This window comes from Kordia jejudonensis (genome assembly GCF_001005315.1).
GTDB lineage: Bacteria > Bacteroidota > Bacteroidia > Flavobacteriales > Flavobacteriaceae > Kordia > Kordia jejudonensis.
On the sequence record NZ_LBMG01000027.1, the window covers coordinates 22331 to 38591 of the forward strand.

A 16261-nucleotide genomic window follows, 5' to 3' on the forward strand; every position below is an offset into this window, starting at 1 on the left:
AGTGAACTAAAAAATTTAGGGAAACTCATGCGGTTTTAGTTTTTTTCAGAAAGAAAAACTAAAAATACCTCTGGAAAAGTTCCCTTTCATTTGTTGATGCCTGTGCTGAACTTGATTCAGTATTCTTTGGGAAAGCAAAGAAAATGAAAATAAGACGCAGAAAATGTGAGAGTTAGTAGAGAGTTTCTAAACTTATTTATAATTATAAATTGAATTACCTATATCGAACTGACGTTAATTAGTATTTAAACTCAGTCATAGAATAACATGAGTCATGGATAGTTTTATAATTTCATCTTACAAATGTTAATTAACATATTGATCTTCAACATTAACAAAGCTATAACAAGAACGTCTTGCTGTAAATTCTACCTTGTTTACATAAAACTAACGAATACTCATCACTTATGAAATTAAAAATTACACACATCACTGGTGTGGCTGTTTTAATGTTCTTTATGCTTACTACTGTAGCATTTGCACAACTCAATTTGCCACGAGGAAGTCAAAAAGCAACGGTTTCTCAAACGGTTGGAATCTCAGAAGTCAGTATTTCCTATTCAAGACCAAAAGTAAGCGAACGTGAAATTTGGGGGAAATTAGTTCCTTACGGAATGAACAATCTCGGATTTGGAACCGCTACAACATCACCTTGGCGTGCTGGAGCAAATGAAAACACAACAATTACATTATCACATGATGGAAAAGTAGGGGCAAAGCCCATAAAAGCAGGAACCTATGGTTTACACATGATTATAAACGAAGGAGATAAAGCAACGATTATACTATCAAATAACAGTACAGCTTGGGGAAGTTATTTTTACGAACCCTCGGAAGATGTTATAAGGTTTGACGTAATCACAAAAGAAATTCCACACGTAGAATGGTTAACCTACAATTTTTACAAAGTGACTTCAACTTCTACATCGGTAGCCTTGCAATGGGGAACTAAAGAAATTCCGTTTTCGATTAGTTTTGATGTTACTAACATTGTTCTGGCTGACATTCGCAAAAAAATGCAAAATCAGGAAGGATTCAATCGTCAAACGTGGGAACAAGCGGCAACTTTTGTGCTCAATAACGATGGCGATTTAGACGAAGCGTTAACTTGGATCAACAATGCAATTTCGGGACAATTTTACAGCGAACGCACCTTTAACAATACACAAACAAAAGCGGCTATTTTGATGAAACAAGGCAAAAAAGATGAAGCGTTAGCTGTTATGGACGAAATTATGCCAATAGCTACCGTGCTTGAAATTCATCGGTATGGACGTCAATTACTTGGACAAGGTTTAACGGACAAAGCCATGGAAATCTTTACATACAATGCAAAAACAAACAAAGGAACTTGGCCAGTTCATTACGGATTAGCCAGAGGATATTCAGCTAAAGGCGATTTTAAAAACGCAATAAAACATTTAGAAAAAGCGTTAAAAAATGCACCAAATCCGCGAAGTAAGGCAAATGTGCAAGCAAACTTAGATAAATTGAAAAAAGGAGAACCAATATAAATAGTACACAAAAAAATTGCTACATGAATGAGAACAATCACCGTCATTCATCACATAAAAAAGCATCTATTTTCGAAATAGATGCTTTTTTTTATTTGTTTTATATTAATCTGATGATTTAAAAATACTTTGTTAAATCAATGTGTCGTTTCGCACTTGATGCGGAATCCACATGTTTTAAATGGATTCCTGCCTGCGCAGGAATGACAGTTAAGTGTCTAAAAGTTAGTGTGTTAATTTGAAAATTACTTTAAAACTCGCTTACTAACATTCCAAGAGCGCAGCGATACTAACAATCTAGAAATTGTTTGTTTGTTTTTTGTTAATGTGAAAATTTACTTTAAATTCACATACCAACATACCAACATACCAACATACCAACATACCAACATACCAACATACTAACATACCAACATTCTAACATACCAACATTCTAACATTCTAAAAGCGCAGCAATACTAACATACTAAAATACTAACATTCCAAGAGCACAGCGATCCTAACTAATATAATTCCAAATATTTTTATGTTTTACCAATTGCGCATAGGTATATCGAACAGCTTTGTGTGCTTCCAATGTCAAACTCGGATCTGCTTTTAAGACTTGTAATGCGTAGTAACGAGCCGTTTTTAGAATATCATTATCCTTTACAATATCTGCGATTTTTAAGTTTAAAACGCCACTTTGTTGTGTTCCCATAATATTTCCAGGACCGCGAAGTTTCAAATCGACTTCCGCAATTTCAAAACCGTCACTTGTACGAACCATCGTTTCCAAACGTGTTTTTCCGTCGGCACTTAGTTTGTGACTCGTCATGAGAATACAAAAACTCTGTTCGGCACCACGACCAACACGACCGCGCAATTGATGCAATTGTGACAATCCGAAACGTTCGGCACTTTCAATAATCATTACAGACGCATTGGGAACATTTACTCCAACTTCAATAACCGTTGTAGCGACCATAATTTGCGTTTCGCCTTTGATAAAACGATTCATTTCAAAATCTTTATCTGCAGGTTTCATCTTTCCATGTACAATAGAAATTTGATACTTCGGCATCGGAAATTCTCTAGAAATACTTTCGTAACCATCCATCAAATCTTTATAATCCAATTGTTCCGATTCTTGAATAAGCGGATATACAATATAAATTTGCCTGCCTTTATCAATTTCATCACGAATAAATCTGAACACCTTTAAACGATTGCTATCATAACGATGGACAGTTTTAATGGCTTTTCTGCCAGGTGGCAATTCATCAATCACAGAAACATCCAAATCGCCATACAAACTCATCGCAAGCGTTCTCGGAATTGGAGTGGCTGTCATAACCAAAATATGTGGTGGAAAGGTATTTTTGTGCCAAAGTTTAGCACGTTGCGCTACACCAAAACGATGTTGTTCATCAATAATTGCCAAACCAAGATTTTTAAACTTCACTTTATCTTCTAAAACGGCATGTGTTCCAATAAGAATGTGCAACGAACCATCTTCTAACATTTCATGAATCACACGTCTGTCTTTCGTTTTCACGGAACCTGTCAATAATTTTACGTGTAATCCTAACGGTTCAACCAATTCCATAATTCCGTTGTAATGTTGGATGGCAAGAATTTCCGTTGGCGCCATGATACACGCTTGAAAATCGTTATCAATAGCTAATAACATAGACATCAGCGCGACAATTGTTTTTCCTGAACCTACATCTCCTTGCAACAAACGATTCATTTGTGCATTGCTACCCAAATCGTTTCGAATTTCCTTAATTACACGTTTTTGCGCGTTGGTCAATTCAAAAGGTAAGTGATTTGCGTAGAATTCATTAAACTTTTCGCCAACTTGATCAAACGGAAATCCTTTAATTTTACTTTTATGGATGAGGTTTTTGGTAATCAGTTGTATTTGAATGTAAAAAAGTTCTTCAAATTTTAAGCGATATTGCGCTTTTGCCAATAATTCTTGACTTTTCGGAAAGTGAATGTTGAATAAGGCTTCACTTTTGGAAATCAATTTGAGTTCATTTAAAATCGTTGGTGGCAAGGTTTCATAAAATTGCGTGCGCGATTCTACAAATAATTGTTGCATCAACTTATTGATAACTCTGTTGGTAATGCCTTTATTGTTGAGTTTTTCCGTAGACGGATACACAGGTTGCATCGCCGTTCGTAAGCTTTGCTCATGTTCTTTGAGTAATTCCATTTCTGGATGTGGCATAGAAAATAACCCGTTGAACCAATTCGTTTTTCCAAAAATTACATACGGTGTATTGAGTTTTATGCTGTCTTTAATCCATTTGTGTCCACGAAACCACACCAATTCCATTTCGCCAGTTCCGTCTGTAAATGTGGCGACCAATCGTTTACCACGTTGTTGTTGCACCATTTTTAGATGCACAATCTTACCAACGACTTGTACTTCGGAAGAATTTCGTTGCAGTTCGTTAATTTTAAAATAACGTGTTTTATCAATATACCGATTTGGAAACAGGTTGATAAAATCTTGATAGGTATGTATTCCCAACTCTTTACGAAGCAAATCGGCACGGTTAGGACCAACGCCTTTCAGGTAATCTATAGGAGTTTGTAATACATTCTGATTCATCAATTCAAAAATAAACTTTTTGATTGAAAAATTAAACGATTTAAAGATTGAAATACTAAGGAATTCAAAACTTTGCTTTGCTTCTGAATTAATGATTCATTATACTTTACAACCATTATACGTACTTATCCGCATCTTCTAAACAATTCTAACAGTTTTCATAAAGTACGTAATTTCTACCTTAAAAAAAGTTATGAATCGTACGACATTTGTACTGTAATCAAAAGCAAAAATCGATTCAGTAGCTACTACCATTTTGATTACAAGGCGTCATCCGAAAAGCCATTTTTAAACAGAGTAGGAATTTTAAATGATAAAAATTATGTCAACTTTAATCATAAGAGGTACAATGGGAAGTACCGTAGACTTAAATTCCCCAATTGTAAAATTCAATTTAACTGCTGATCCTGAATCACACAAAGTTCATGGAAGTGTAGAAGTAACTTTAGGGAATCCAGAAGATAAACCCTATAAAGGAAACATTACTGGCACATTGTATGCGACAGGCTTTAAACAATTTGATAAAATCGTAGCGATACAAGGATATTTACCATCTAATAATCCAATTACACCAATACAGTTTGGTTTTAATGCCAATATGGGATTAGAATCTGATGGCGATGGCGTTGGAGGTTTTAATTTCAAAGGAGAACACTATGAAAACCTTCCAATAACGTATAAAAGTATGGAGTTATAAGATGAAATTTGTATGCTGAAAACCAATATCATTTCCTATCGAATAAGTTATGATATTGGTTTTTATAGTTTTTAAAATCATTTCTTTTTGAGAAGATTTGCAATTAATAAAATAATGGAAGCACCAACTGCGCCTTTTAGAATATCGCCGAGAATACCACTGGCAAACCTAACATCTAGTTTTCCAAACAACCATCCAGCTAGAACGCCACCTAGAATTCCAAGTATAATATTAATTAATAATCCAAATCCGCCACCTTTCATTAGTTTTCCAGCGAGCCAACCAGCCACAGCTCCGATGAATAAAGAATAAAGTAATCCCATAGTGTTAAATGTTTACATTGATTTTAAAGGTAGCGAAATATCATGAGTTCAACATGAACAATACGCTTTCTTTTGTAAACTTATTCTATTCGCATGACAGAAATTATGCACTTTTACTACGCTTTTTTTCAGTTTATCGAAATAAACTTCTTTTAATCTTTGAATACAATTAGTGCCTGTAAAAAGATAAAAATATTCTCTATTTTAGGAAAGAACTACAAAATATAATTATGTTATCAAAAATTTTAAAAATTAAAGACGTTAGAGTTTTAAGTAAGAAAGAAACAAGAAGTGTATTGGGTGGCGTATGTAAACCTTGTATAAGAATACCAGGAAGCGGACCAATGTCAGCAGATCAGATTGCAGCTTGTAAAGCTTGTCAAAAGAAGAATGAACTTTCTTAATCGTGTAGAAACTTTCACAAAATGTATCAAAGGTTTATTGTAAAGTATTGCAGTAAACCTTTTTTAGTACTTCAAAATGTAGCAATTTTCTAAACAACGAATACATCAAATTAAGATCGAAATAAGCTAATCATAAAACGGATTGCGTTAACTCACAATGGTGTCAAAAAGTATATTTGTGTCATAAACTGTAGATCAACAATTTATTTGCAGTAAAAAATAAACAGAAATCACTACATGAAAGCATCCGATCTCTTTGTAAAAGCATTAGAAAAAGAAGGCGTAGAATACGTATTTGGCTTGCCAGGCGAAGAAAACCTAGACATTTTAGACTCCATTCGAAAATCAGATAAAATCAAATTTGTCCTTACACGTCACGAACAAGGTGCAGGTTTTATGGCAGCAACTTACGGAAGACTCACAGGAAAAGCAGGAGTTTGTATGTCAACACTAGGTCCAGGAGCCACCAATATGGTAACGCCTGCAGCGTATGCACAACTAGGCGCAATGCCTTTAGTGATTATTTCTGGACAAAAACCTATCAAAAAAAGTAAACAAGGGAATTTTCAAATCATAGATGTGGTTGAAATGATGAAACCCTTGACAAAATTTACAGAACAAGTTACCAATGGAGACAAAATAACAGCAATAACACGAGAAGCGTTCCGATTGGCACAAGAAGAACGTCCAGGTGCTGTACATATTGAATTTCCAGAAGATATTGCCAAAGAAGAAGTTGAAAACCCTCAACTATTTGAAGTTGTTACTATAGAAATGCCGCACGCAACTCCAAATGCTATTCGTAAAGCAAGCGAAATCATTAAAGCTTCTAAAATGCCGTTGCTTTTAATTGGAGCTGGAGCGAACAGAAAAAGCGCGTGTGCAGCGTTGAAAAGATTTGTAGATACGATCGGAATTCCATTTTTTAATACACAAATGGGCAAAGGAATCATTGATGAGCGTCATCCTTTATACATAGGAACCGCCGCTTTATCAGATAACGATTTCGTTCATGAAGCAATCAAAAATGCAGATGTAATTATAAATGTTGGACATGATACTATTGAAAAACCACCATTTTTTATGCATCCTGATGACGAACGAAACGTAATTCATCTAAACTTCTTTCCAGCTGAAATTGATGAGGTTTACTTTCCACAACTAAATGTCATTGGAGATATTTCAACAAGTATAAACTCACTCACGGAATCGTTGCAACCAATTGCAAAATCTTGGAATACAGATTTCTTCATGAACATAAAAGAACACGTACAAAAACGCTTGTCTAAATATGAAGAAGATGATCGTTTTCCGATCCTTCCACAACGTTCGGTAAAAGTAATCCGCGATATGTTACCCGATGACGGAATTGTAACGTTAGACAATGGAATTTACAAAATATGGTTTGCCCGAAATTATCCTGCATATGTAGCAAACGGATTATTGTTAGACAATGCGCTGGCAACCATGAGCGCAGGTTTGCCTTCAGCGATGATGGTGAGCGAATTATATCCTGATAAAAAAGTAGTTTCCATTAATGGTGATGGCGGATTTATGATGAATTCACAAGAACTTGAAACAGCAGTTCGACTCAACTTGAATCTTGTTGTAATTATCTTGAATGATAACGCTTACGGGATGATTCAGTGGAAACAAGAAAAAGAAAACTTAGACAAATACAGTCTCGATTTTAACAATCCAGATTTTGTAAAATATGCCGAAAGTTTCGGTGCTAAAGGATACAGACCAGAATCGGTTTCTGACTTCAAACGCGATTTGGAAACTTCATTGCAAACAGATGGTGTGCATCTTATTGATTTGGCGGTAGATTACTCGTTGAATCATGAAATTTTAAACGTATTACTCAAGGAATATTCAGAAGATATCAAAAAATAAAAAACGATGGAAAAAACAAAAACTATAAATCCTGCTACAGGAGAAGAAATAGCTTCATACGATAGAATATCTGCGGAAGCGGCCAAAGAAAAAATAGCCAAAGCAAACGAAGTATTCCTATCATGGAAACAAACCAGTTTTGAAGAGCGTGCAAAATTGATGCATGCACTTGCGGATATATTTGAAGATAAAAAAGAAGAATACGCATTATTGGCTACCCGTGAAATGGGGAAAATTATTGCGCAATCGGAAAGTGAAGTTGAAAAATGCGCTCGAATTTGTCGCTACTACGCAGATAATGCCGCGTCACTGTTAGCAAATGTTTCTGTAGATACGGAAGCTTCAAAAAGTTATGTAACGTTTCAGCCGTTAGGTGTATTATTGGCAGTAATGCCTTGGAATTTTCCATTCTACCAAGTCATCCGATTTGCGGCTCCAGCTTTAATGGCAGGAAATACATGTGTGTTAAAACATGCGTCAAATGTGCAAGGATGCGCGTTTAAATTGCAAGAAATCATAGAAGCAGCAGGATTTCCAAAAGGAATATTTTCAAACCTAAATATCGATTCTGAAGCTGTAAAAGAAGTCATCGAAAACAAACATATAAAAGCGGTAACCTTAACGGGAAGTGAGCCAGCAGGACGTTCTGTGGCATCAATTGCAGGAGAAAATTTAAAGAAAACTGTCATGGAATTAGGCGGAAGCGATGCGTATATTTTTCTTGAAGATGCAGATTTGGATAAAGCTACTGATTTAGCCGTTTTTGGACGATTGCAAAATAATGGACAAACCTGTATTGCGGCAAAACGTTTTGTGGTGTTAGAAGAAATTTACGAAGAATTTCTTGAAAAATTCACAGAAAAAATGAAGGCTAAAAAAATGGGCGAGCCAACGGACGAAGACGTATTTTTAGGACCAATGGCACGTGCCGATTTGCGTGACGAATTACACGAACAAGTCGAAAAAAGTGTATCACAAGGCGCACGATTGGTAATTGGTGGAGAAATTCCTGATGAAAAAGGAGCATATTATCCAGCAACTATTTTGGCAGAAGTTACACCAGGAATGGAAGCATTTGACAATGAACTTTTTGGACCTGTGGCTTCGGTAATAAAAGCGAAAGATGCAAAACATGCTGTAGAACTTGCAAATAATTCTTCTTTCGGATTAGGTTCAGGTGTCATTACTAATGATACAAAACGCGGAGAGGAAATTGCACTGCAACTTGAAGCAGGAAACAGTTTTGTAAACAAACTTGTGGTTTCGGATCCACGAATGCCTTTTGGTGGAATCAAAAATAGCGGATACGGTCGTGAACTTTCAGGCTACGGAATTAGAGAATTTACAAATACAAAATCTGTTTGGATAGATTAACAAGTAAAATATAATAAACTTAATAAAGAATTCATTTTTAAGACATAATAAAGCCGAGATCAATACGATTTCGGCTTTATTTTTATAAATATTTATGATGTGTAAAATTCAAAAATTTTTTGTGAATATAACTTGAAAATACGAACTTCTCATAAACTCACAAACTAAAGCTTTGGTTGTCCATTCGAAGCTGTCAATCCGCCATCCACAGGAACAATTGTTCCAGTCATAAATCGTGCATCATCACTTGCTAAAAATGCGATTACATCGGCAACTTCTTCTGGTTTTCCAGCGCGTTGCATTGCAATTCGTTTTTTAAATTCGGTCATCGTTTTATCATCTTCCATGACTCCAGAAGCCATTTCTGTATCGGTTAGACTTGGCGCTACCGCATTGATACGAACTCCTTTTGGCGCAAAATCTAACGCAAGTGCTCTTGTCAACTGCGAAACTGCTCCTTTAGTGGCATCATAAGCAAATGCGCCCCAATCGCCACCCAAACCAGAAACTGAAGAAACGTTGATCACAGAACCTTTACTTTTTTCTAAATGTTTAGCAGCATTTTTAATGGTTAAAAATGGTCCTGTAGCGTTGATTGCTAATTGTTTGTTCCAATCTTCCAGTGAAACTTCATCAATAGTTCCACCTACGAAAATGGCAGCATTGTTGATCAATACATCTACGCGATCATAGGTATCAACTGTTTTATTGATTAGATTTTCCACATCTTCAGGTTTTGACATATCGCCCGAAATAACCAACGCTTGCTCTTTTCCAATTTCTTCGGCTACATCATTCAATTTACTTTCCGTACGTCCATTCAAAACGACATGATAGCCATCGTTAGCAAAACGTTTTGCAGCAGCTTTTCCAATTCCTGAACCTGCGCCAGTAATAATGGCAACTTTTTTATTTTCCATAGATTTTTCTTTTAATTTTTACACATAAAAGTATTGTAAAAACCCATATTTAGTGTGTGCAATCACGTTTTTTATTGACTGATTTGACTGTTTTTTAGTCGTAACTTTCAGTAGCTGGAAAAGTTTTCAAAATTTATGATTCAAGATGTACACTGAACAGTTATTAAATTCTAAAGTTAAAAACCAATTCAATTAAACCAAACAGCATATCCTTTTCTACGGAGTTCTAAAGCAAGTATTTTTTCCATTTGTAAAGCTTGATGTCGCGTTGGTAACGGATCAATATGGTTGTACAAACTTGGACGTAAATACATGCCATATTTCTCAACAATAGTTGACGAAAGCTTGTGTCCTTTTTTGTTGCGATGGCCTTTTTTATGTTGTAGGAAACGTTCTTTTGGTGTTTTACTCGTCATGCCAACATATACACATTCCAATACGCCATTAAATTGCGGATTTGCCAAACGAAACTTCGTGTTTTCCGAAAATACACGTTTGGAAAGTTCTATAACATAGATGCGATATTCTGTTCGAGGCATATTTTTTCGGTGTTAGGTCTTTGTTTTTTTGGGTTTTTAACTGTTCAATGATCTAAATTACAATTCCATAGCTAAAATAGCCAAACACATTTTGATACCTTGGGTAATGTTTCCGATGCGAATATTCTCGTTAGGATTGTGTTGATTGTTGTCCATATTTACCATCGGAACAATAATAGCAGGAATATCTAATACTTGAATTGCAGGAGTAATTGGAACGGTTCCGCCCATTGTTCGAATTAGAATTGGTTCTTTGCCAAATTCGTTCGTAATGGTGTTGCGTAATTTTTTTCCAATGGTAGAATTGATAGCGGTTCGAAAAGCATTTACACCAGCATTGGTTGAAATTGTTGCGATCTTAGGATATTTTAGACGTTCGGCATCTGTTGGTTCTCTAGATAATACCAAGTAGCCTTGCGCTTCGATATGTTTTTTAATTTTTTTGAGTTGAGCAGCTCCGTCAGTTTCTTTTACCAATCGTACATCTAGATAGGCAGTGACAATTTCTGGGATGATTGTTTTTAAACCTGGACCTTTCCAAGACGTTTCAATATGACGCACATTTAACGACGGATATTGCAAAGCTTCCTGATAGTTTGAACCTACATTGTCAGGTTTCGAGATTCCTAAATCAGCTTGAATTTTAGGATTATCATCAGGTACTTGCGACAATAGGTTTTGTGTTTTTTCATCTAATACAATTCCATCATAAAAACCATCAATACGTACTTTTCCTGTTTTATCTTTCATGCTTGCTAATAAGTGCGACATTGCAAATACAGGATTGGGCGCGTAGTTTCCGTAATGTCCACTATGTTGTGGTAATTTGGCTCCGTAAATACTAATGTTAATCGTTGCAATGCCACGGCAACCAAAGGTTAATGTAGGTTTGTTGGTTGGATGCGCTGGTCCGTCCATAATAATCATATAATCGGCAGCGTATCTATTTTTATACTTTTTTAGCGTGGTTAAAAAACCTTCGGAACGTGTTTCTTCTTGTAAATCGAGAATGATTTTTACGTTGTATTTTAAATTTTGTTGTTGCTGTTGCAAGAATTCTAACGCGGACAACATCATGATGATTGGTGCTTTATCATCAGCCGCTGCACGACCAAATACACGCCAATCAGGATCTATTTGTGTTTTAATTCGTGACCAATTGATAATTTGCCAATTACCGTCAGCATCTTGTGCTTTCAACACAGGACGAAATGGATCTTTTTGATTCCATTTTGCAGGATTTACAGCTTGTCCATCTAAATGCAGGTAAAATAGTATCGTTTTTGCTTTCGGATCAACTTGCTTTTCCGCTAGAAATACTGGTAATGTTGAAGTCTTTAAAATGGAAACTTTAAAGTTTAGTTTTTCAAACGCATTTGTAACCCAATCTACATTTTTCATCATGTTTGGTTCATCGGAAGCCACATTTGGAATGCTGACCAATTCTCGATGTTTCTCAAGAATTGTAGGTAGTTTTTCTTGTATTTTCGAATCCCAATCAGTTTGTGCATTTACATAATTTGTAAAAAAGTAGAGTAGGAGTACAAGTATGTATTGAAATTGTTTTCTCATAACCATCTGGATCTCATATATTGTTTATCTGTTTTACGATTTAAATTATTTAACATTTCTTCAGCTTCTTTAGCAATTTCTTTGTTTTCATGTGTTGCGATATGTTGTAAAATCTCTATTCCTTTTTTTGCATCTCTTTGATGTATTTTCCAAATCCATCCCCAAATAAAACGCGTATAACTATTAGTTTTATCAAATTCGGGAGATAATTCTGGACACGGGTTTTTCAAAATTTCATAATACCATTCAAATAATACATCATCATAATATATACAAGATGGTTTAGAATTTGTTGTTATAAGTTTGGCAGCAATAGCTCCATTTGGAGCTAAATATATCATTTCATTTGTAACAGAATCTCTGCGTGCTTTAGGAGATTGATTAGATCTGTGTAACCAATGACTATTATCTTTTACCAATACTCCATTGGTATCCCATAATCTACCCAATTCAGAATCTTCTCTAGGTTGTCCATTTGGATACCAAATTTTCCAAAGGACTTCATAACCATCTTTAAAAACGGCATAATAGATAAGATTTCCATTTTTATGATATTCAAAAGCTTCACCATCTGCGTTTCCATTTTTAAACTCAGTAGTCATCTTACCTTCTACGAGCGTTCCTGTAAAAGGCTTGCCTAAATACATCAGACATGTATAAAAATCGTGTTCATTTACATCAAAGTCTATTTCATTATAATATACAAAACCATCTTGATACAACATCTATGAATATTTTTTACATTGTTATTTTTTAGATACTATTTTACACACTTTTGAAAAATATCCTCCAATTCTTTCGCAGGATCATTTGTCAAACCAGCATGTGTTGGCGAACACAAAATCATGGTACTTTTGGAAGCGGCTAACCAACGAAAACGATCAGATACTTCAAACTCACCAATTGCGCCACCATGCGGAGCACCTTTGCAAATAGCTTCCCAAGCTTTTAAATACGAAGTGACTTCTTCCAGCGTAAATTCACATGAAAATGCTTTCAATTTTTTTGGATCTACATGGTATTTCATTCCTAAAAACCGCTTTCGCTTCGAAAAAACAATTGCGCCAATATTGAAGAATTCTTCACGTTCTACTTTGGGCATGAAACGTATAATCGCGTATTCAAATGTAACTTTATCTTGCATCTTCCGCTTCTTTTACGAGTGAATCAATCATATTTAATTTCGCTTCTAAATAGTGTACATACGCTGTTCTCATTTCGTCAGGAGACATATCATCAGCTTCGTGTTGCAACCAATCTTCAGGAATGGTATTGACAATTTTTACAATGGTATCTTTCGTAATTAGTTTCGGAAATTCTTTGGCAACAGTTTTCAATTCAGTCGCTTGTGCTAACAAAACGTGATTTTTAATCAATGGAAATGTACGCGTCAAATGATTTTCCCAAGTTGCCCAATTGTGATGAAAGTAAAAACTTGCGCCATTATCAATAACCCACAATTCAGAATTCCATTGCAGTAGATTTGTATTTTTTACGGTTCTATCAATATTACTAATCATACTGTCTAATAGCACAATTTTGGAAGCTGTATTGGCGTCAACGGTTGTCACTAAAGGATCAAACGTAATGGAACTTGATAAAAAATGCAATCCTAAGTTGAGTCCGACACTAAATTTCAGTAAATCTTGAATTTCTTCATCAGGTTCCGTTTTACTGAATGAATCGTCTAAGTGCATAAACACCAATTCTGGAATTTTTAATCCAATAGCACGCGCGAGTTCGCCACCAATCAATTCTGCAATTAGGGCTTTCTTACCTTGTCCTGCGCCTCTAAATTTTAGCACATACAAAAAATCGTCATCAGCTTTTACAATGGCAGGCAACGATCCGCCTTCGCGTAATGGTTTTATATATTGAACCACATGTACGGTTCTGATATCAAGTGTTTTCATTAGTGCTAAGATAGGGAAAGTTCTGTTTTTACTTGCGTTTATTTCATTTTTGGTTCGCGTACTTTTTTTAAGATTTTTACGGTATGATAAAAAAGTATTTATTTCAATATTAACAAGTATTTTCTTTTAATTAAAGAATCAGGTATTTGTACGCTATTTAATTTTTTTACTAGTTAAGAACTTTAGGTAAAATTTAATTCTAACCAAAATCATAAAAAAAAGTTATGAAAAAACTCAGTTTAGACCATTACATTGGTCTGTTAATGACAAATGATGACGAGTTGCATGCTTTCTTGGCCGATCCTACTAATGGCGGCGTAGAACATGGAATTTCAAAATCAGAACGTGCAGTACTTCGCCGAACCGTTAATCATTTAAGTAATGTAAGTAGAAACGGCTATGGTATTAAACGCGATTTAGGCTCGTATAGAAGATCGTTGCGTTTGTTACAAAATGTATTGCATCAGCATGTAGGTTCGCATCAGTTTATGAATGCAGCAAATACAGCAGTAGCTACTGGATCTGCAACAATTTATGTATATCTCACGGGAAATCCTAGCGAACCCGGCGCTCCGTATAGCGATCCTTCAATGGCATACACAACATATGTTTCTTTTCAGGCAGTTTCGGGAAGTACTACCATTGGAGAAGCCATGAATCTTGATGAAAGTACAGGAAGTCCAAAAGCTACTATACAAGGTACAGATCCAAGTGGCGCAGCTGTTGAGATTACGTATACATCTACGAAAATTGATGGCGATTGGTATTTGGAATCTTACACCATAACGCAAAATGGAACATCATCAACATACAATTTGCCTTTTAATGAACTTTCAGGAAGAGATCCTTTTTGGTTCTATTCATTAGATGGACAAGCAGTTGTAACGAACGATCAGAACAAATATCAAACAAATCCAAATGCAGTTTATGGAAGTGTAGGAACATCTTTTGATAAATATCCATTAAATGGCGCACAAACTGTCTATTGGCAAGCAATTGCACCAGATACTACATATGGTTTTGGACCGTGTTTCCCAAATAATACTAGCTCATATGCGCTTGGAACTTCATACGCACAAATATGTCAAGGTGTGACAAGAGGAGAAGTATTTTATACGAATACTGTAACCAACATTTTTATCAATCCTGCGGCTACAAGATGGATTTTATCGTCTCAGCCAGACGGATCAGGTCAAATTTCAACAGACGATATCGTAAAAATTGAAGTTGAAGTAGTAGGATCGTCTACAAAGGAATTACTTTTTGAGTATGACTTTAGTGATAATTGCAGTGGTAGAATCACTCCATTAGATATGGTCGATATTACCGATCAAATTAGTAAATACTCAAATCAATATCTTCATGCGTATATTACGTATCAAGATAAATGTGGTGGTTGTATTTCTTCTACAAACTATTTCCTTGTAGCCGTGGTTCCAACCTAATATTTGTTTAATTTTATAAAACGAAAAGCCGCTTATAGATGTGTTAAGCGGCTTTTATTATACTGCATTCAATAAAAAAAATACTTCATAAACTTCACAATTCTTATATTTGACACCTTATGAAGAAAATATTAGGATACATATTTATCGGAATCGGTGGTTTTTTAGGAGTTTCTATTTTACTACAATTGCCAACAATATTTAATGATACCGTAAAGGAATCTGACTTGGAAACGAGTTATGGTATTGGTTATGTACTAGGAAAAGTTGTGGCGATGTTTATTATAATTACAATTCTAATTTTCCTGATTTGGTTGGGAAGAAAATGGACAAAAAGTACTTCAACTTTAAAAGAATTAGACGCTAATAAAAAGGAAACCAACGAGTAATATAGTTTATTACTTTTTAGCGATAATTATCGTGTGGATCTCCAAATTTCCGTCAGACTTTTGATATTCCTTTTCAATCATTGATACGATAGAAAAATCAAATGTTTTCAATACAGTTTGAATCGTTTCTACTTCGTGATAATAAAAATACGTACGATTGCCTGTACTTCCTGAAATAAAACCTGAATCTGCATACTTTCCTGCAACGAAACTTATATACAAAATTCCATCAGGATTTACTAATTTTGAACAATCAGCAATCAATCTAGCACAATCAATTTTGGAAAGATATGGAATGATAAAACCACACATGATTCCATCAAATTTCTGATTGATTTCAGTAATATTTCTAGCGTCTAAAACGGTACAATTCACACTCGGATTGTTCTTTTTCGCCAGTACAATCATAGCTTCAGCAACATCTGTTGCGATAATTTCACTTTTAGGAAGTAATGTTGAAATATGTTTGGTAATATTTCCCGGACCGCAACCTATTTCTAAAATAGTCGCATCATTCTTAGACAATGATTCACAAAAAAGCACATACGTATCGTTATACAAAGTCAAGTCCATAAAGACATCTTCATACAACTGCGCAATGGTATTCCAAGTGTTGAATGTTTCTTGATATTTTTCGTCCACAGAATATAAGTACTAATCTATTGCTCCA

The 16261-nt window shown here is 35.1% G+C and carries 16 protein-coding genes; 7 read left to right on the forward strand and 9 right to left on the reverse strand.

Features of this window, described 5'->3' with window-relative positions:
* Window positions 1-407: 407 nt before the first annotated feature.
* Complete coding sequence (locus AA089_RS13735; protein ID WP_046757542.1) at window positions 408-1514, forward strand: DUF2911 domain-containing protein; 1107 nt, start codon at window positions 408-410, stop codon at window positions 1512-1514.
* Window positions 1515-2013: 499 nt separating this feature from the next.
* Here AA089_RS13735 and recG read toward each other — a convergent pair whose 3' ends face one another.
* Window positions 2014-4119, reverse strand: a complete 2106-nt coding sequence (recG, locus tag AA089_RS13740; protein WP_046757543.1) for an ATP-dependent DNA helicase RecG — start codon at window positions 4117-4119, stop codon at window positions 2014-2016.
* Between the two features lie 322 nt (window positions 4120-4441).
* Between recG and AA089_RS13745 the strand changes: the two genes are divergently transcribed.
* Window positions 4442-4816, forward strand: a complete 375-nt coding sequence (locus tag AA089_RS13745) for a DUF1842 domain-containing protein (protein WP_162200446.1) — start codon at window positions 4442-4444, stop codon at window positions 4814-4816.
* Between the two features lie 77 nt (window positions 4817-4893).
* On the opposite strand, the gene AA089_RS13750 is transcribed toward AA089_RS13745, so the two are convergent.
* Window positions 4894-5139, reverse strand: a complete 246-nt coding sequence (locus AA089_RS13750) for a GlsB/YeaQ/YmgE family stress response membrane protein (protein ID WP_046757545.1) — start codon at window positions 5137-5139, stop codon at window positions 4894-4896.
* A gap of 230 nt (window positions 5140-5369) precedes the next feature.
* On the opposite strand from AA089_RS13750, the gene AA089_RS24790 reads away from it, so the two are divergent.
* The 3 genes from AA089_RS24790 (at window position 5370) to AA089_RS13760 (ending at window position 8813) form a co-directional block, all read left to right on the forward strand.
* Window positions 5370-5543 carry a hypothetical protein gene (locus AA089_RS24790; RefSeq protein WP_156169020.1) on the forward strand — a complete coding sequence of 58 codons (174 nt, stop codon included), beginning with the start codon at window positions 5370-5372 and terminating at the stop codon, window positions 5541-5543.
* A gap of 237 nt (window positions 5544-5780) precedes the next feature.
* Entirely contained in the window at window positions 5781-7439 is a 1659-nt protein-coding gene (locus AA089_RS13755) for an acetolactate synthase large subunit (RefSeq protein WP_046757546.1), read from the forward strand.
* A gap of 6 nt (window positions 7440-7445) precedes the next feature.
* On the forward strand, window positions 7446-8813 hold the full coding sequence (locus AA089_RS13760; protein WP_046757547.1) for an NAD-dependent succinate-semialdehyde dehydrogenase: 1368 nt from the start codon (window positions 7446-7448) through the stop codon (window positions 8811-8813).
* 164 nt (window positions 8814-8977) lie between these two features.
* On the opposite strand, the gene AA089_RS13765 is transcribed toward AA089_RS13760, so the two are convergent.
* The 6 genes from AA089_RS13765 to AA089_RS13790 form a co-directional block, all read right to left on the reverse strand.
* Entirely contained in the window at window positions 8978-9733 is a 756-nt protein-coding gene (locus AA089_RS13765) for an SDR family NAD(P)-dependent oxidoreductase (RefSeq protein ID WP_046757548.1), read from the reverse strand.
* A gap of 188 nt (window positions 9734-9921) precedes the next feature.
* Window positions 9922-10272, reverse strand: a complete 351-nt coding sequence (locus tag AA089_RS13770) for a GIY-YIG nuclease family protein (protein WP_046757549.1) — start codon at window positions 10270-10272, stop codon at window positions 9922-9924.
* 57 nt (window positions 10273-10329) lie between these two features.
* The gene (locus AA089_RS13775; protein WP_046757550.1) at window positions 10330-11844 is read right to left on the reverse strand and encodes a M20/M25/M40 family metallo-hydrolase; all 1515 of its coding nucleotides are present in this window, start codon (window positions 11842-11844) and stop codon (window positions 10330-10332) included.
* Window positions 11841-12569, reverse strand: coding sequence for a toxin-antitoxin system YwqK family antitoxin (locus tag AA089_RS23725; RefSeq protein ID WP_053002411.1), 729 nt, complete (start codon window positions 12567-12569; stop codon window positions 11841-11843). Before AA089_RS23725 ends, AA089_RS13775 begins: the two co-directional genes overlap by 4 nt.
* Window positions 12570-12604: 35 nt before the next feature.
* Window positions 12605-12988: a DUF3037 domain-containing protein gene (locus tag AA089_RS13785; protein WP_046757551.1), complete on the reverse strand. Its 384-nt coding sequence runs from the start codon at window positions 12986-12988 to the stop codon at window positions 12605-12607.
* On the reverse strand, window positions 12978-13757 hold the full coding sequence (locus AA089_RS13790; protein ID WP_046757552.1) for a HipA family kinase: 780 nt from the start codon (window positions 13755-13757) through the stop codon (window positions 12978-12980). Before AA089_RS13790 ends, AA089_RS13785 begins: the two co-directional genes overlap by 11 nt.
* A 224-nt stretch (window positions 13758-13981) precedes the next feature.
* Here AA089_RS13790 and AA089_RS13795 point away from each other — a divergent pair, with 224 nt between their 5' ends.
* The gene (locus tag AA089_RS13795) at window positions 13982-15202 is read left to right on the forward strand and encodes a hypothetical protein (RefSeq protein ID WP_156169021.1); all 1221 of its coding nucleotides are present in this window, start codon (window positions 13982-13984) and stop codon (window positions 15200-15202) included.
* A gap of 119 nt (window positions 15203-15321) precedes the next feature.
* Complete coding sequence (locus tag AA089_RS13800) at window positions 15322-15591, forward strand: hypothetical protein (protein ID WP_046757554.1); 270 nt, start codon at window positions 15322-15324, stop codon at window positions 15589-15591.
* 9 nt (window positions 15592-15600) lie between these two features.
* Here AA089_RS13800 and AA089_RS13805 read toward each other — a convergent pair whose 3' ends face one another.
* On the reverse strand, window positions 15601-16233 hold the full coding sequence (locus AA089_RS13805; protein WP_046757555.1) for a class I SAM-dependent methyltransferase: 633 nt from the start codon (window positions 16231-16233) through the stop codon (window positions 15601-15603).
* Window positions 16234-16261: the final 28 nt, after the last annotated feature.

Coding starts and splice junctions, on each gene's coding strand:
- AA089_RS13735 (WP_046757542.1), top strand. CDS start 408: ATGAAATTAAAAATTACACACATCACTGGTGTGGCTGTTTTAATGTTC.
- recG (WP_046757543.1), bottom strand. CDS start 4,119: ATGAATCAGAATGTATTACAAACTCCTATAGATTACCTGAAAGGCGTT.
- AA089_RS13745 (WP_162200446.1), top strand. CDS start 4,442: ATGTCAACTTTAATCATAAGAGGTACAATGGGAAGTACCGTAGACTTA.
- AA089_RS13750 (WP_046757545.1), bottom strand. CDS start 5,139: ATGGGATTACTTTATTCTTTATTCATCGGAGCTGTGGCTGGTTGGCTC.
- AA089_RS24790 (WP_156169020.1), top strand. CDS start 5,370: ATGTTATCAAAAATTTTAAAAATTAAAGACGTTAGAGTTTTAAGTAAG.
- AA089_RS13755 (WP_046757546.1), top strand. CDS start 5,781: ATGAAAGCATCCGATCTCTTTGTAAAAGCATTAGAAAAAGAAGGCGTA.
- AA089_RS13760 (WP_046757547.1), top strand. CDS start 7,446: ATGGAAAAAACAAAAACTATAAATCCTGCTACAGGAGAAGAAATAGCT.
- AA089_RS13765 (WP_046757548.1), bottom strand. CDS start 9,733: ATGGAAAATAAAAAAGTTGCCATTATTACTGGCGCAGGTTCAGGAATT.
- AA089_RS13770 (WP_046757549.1), bottom strand. CDS start 10,272: ATGCCTCGAACAGAATATCGCATCTATGTTATAGAACTTTCCAAACGT.
- AA089_RS13775 (WP_046757550.1), bottom strand. CDS start 11,844: ATGAGAAAACAATTTCAATACATACTTGTACTCCTACTCTACTTTTTT.
- AA089_RS23725 (WP_053002411.1), bottom strand. CDS start 12,569: ATGTTGTATCAAGATGGTTTTGTATATTATAATGAAATAGACTTTGAT.
- AA089_RS13785 (WP_046757551.1), bottom strand. CDS start 12,988: ATGCAAGATAAAGTTACATTTGAATACGCGATTATACGTTTCATGCCC.
- AA089_RS13790 (WP_046757552.1), bottom strand. CDS start 13,757: ATGAAAACACTTGATATCAGAACCGTACATGTGGTTCAATATATAAAA.
- AA089_RS13795 (WP_156169021.1), top strand. CDS start 13,982: ATGAAAAAACTCAGTTTAGACCATTACATTGGTCTGTTAATGACAAAT.
- AA089_RS13800 (WP_046757554.1), top strand. CDS start 15,322: ATGAAGAAAATATTAGGATACATATTTATCGGAATCGGTGGTTTTTTA.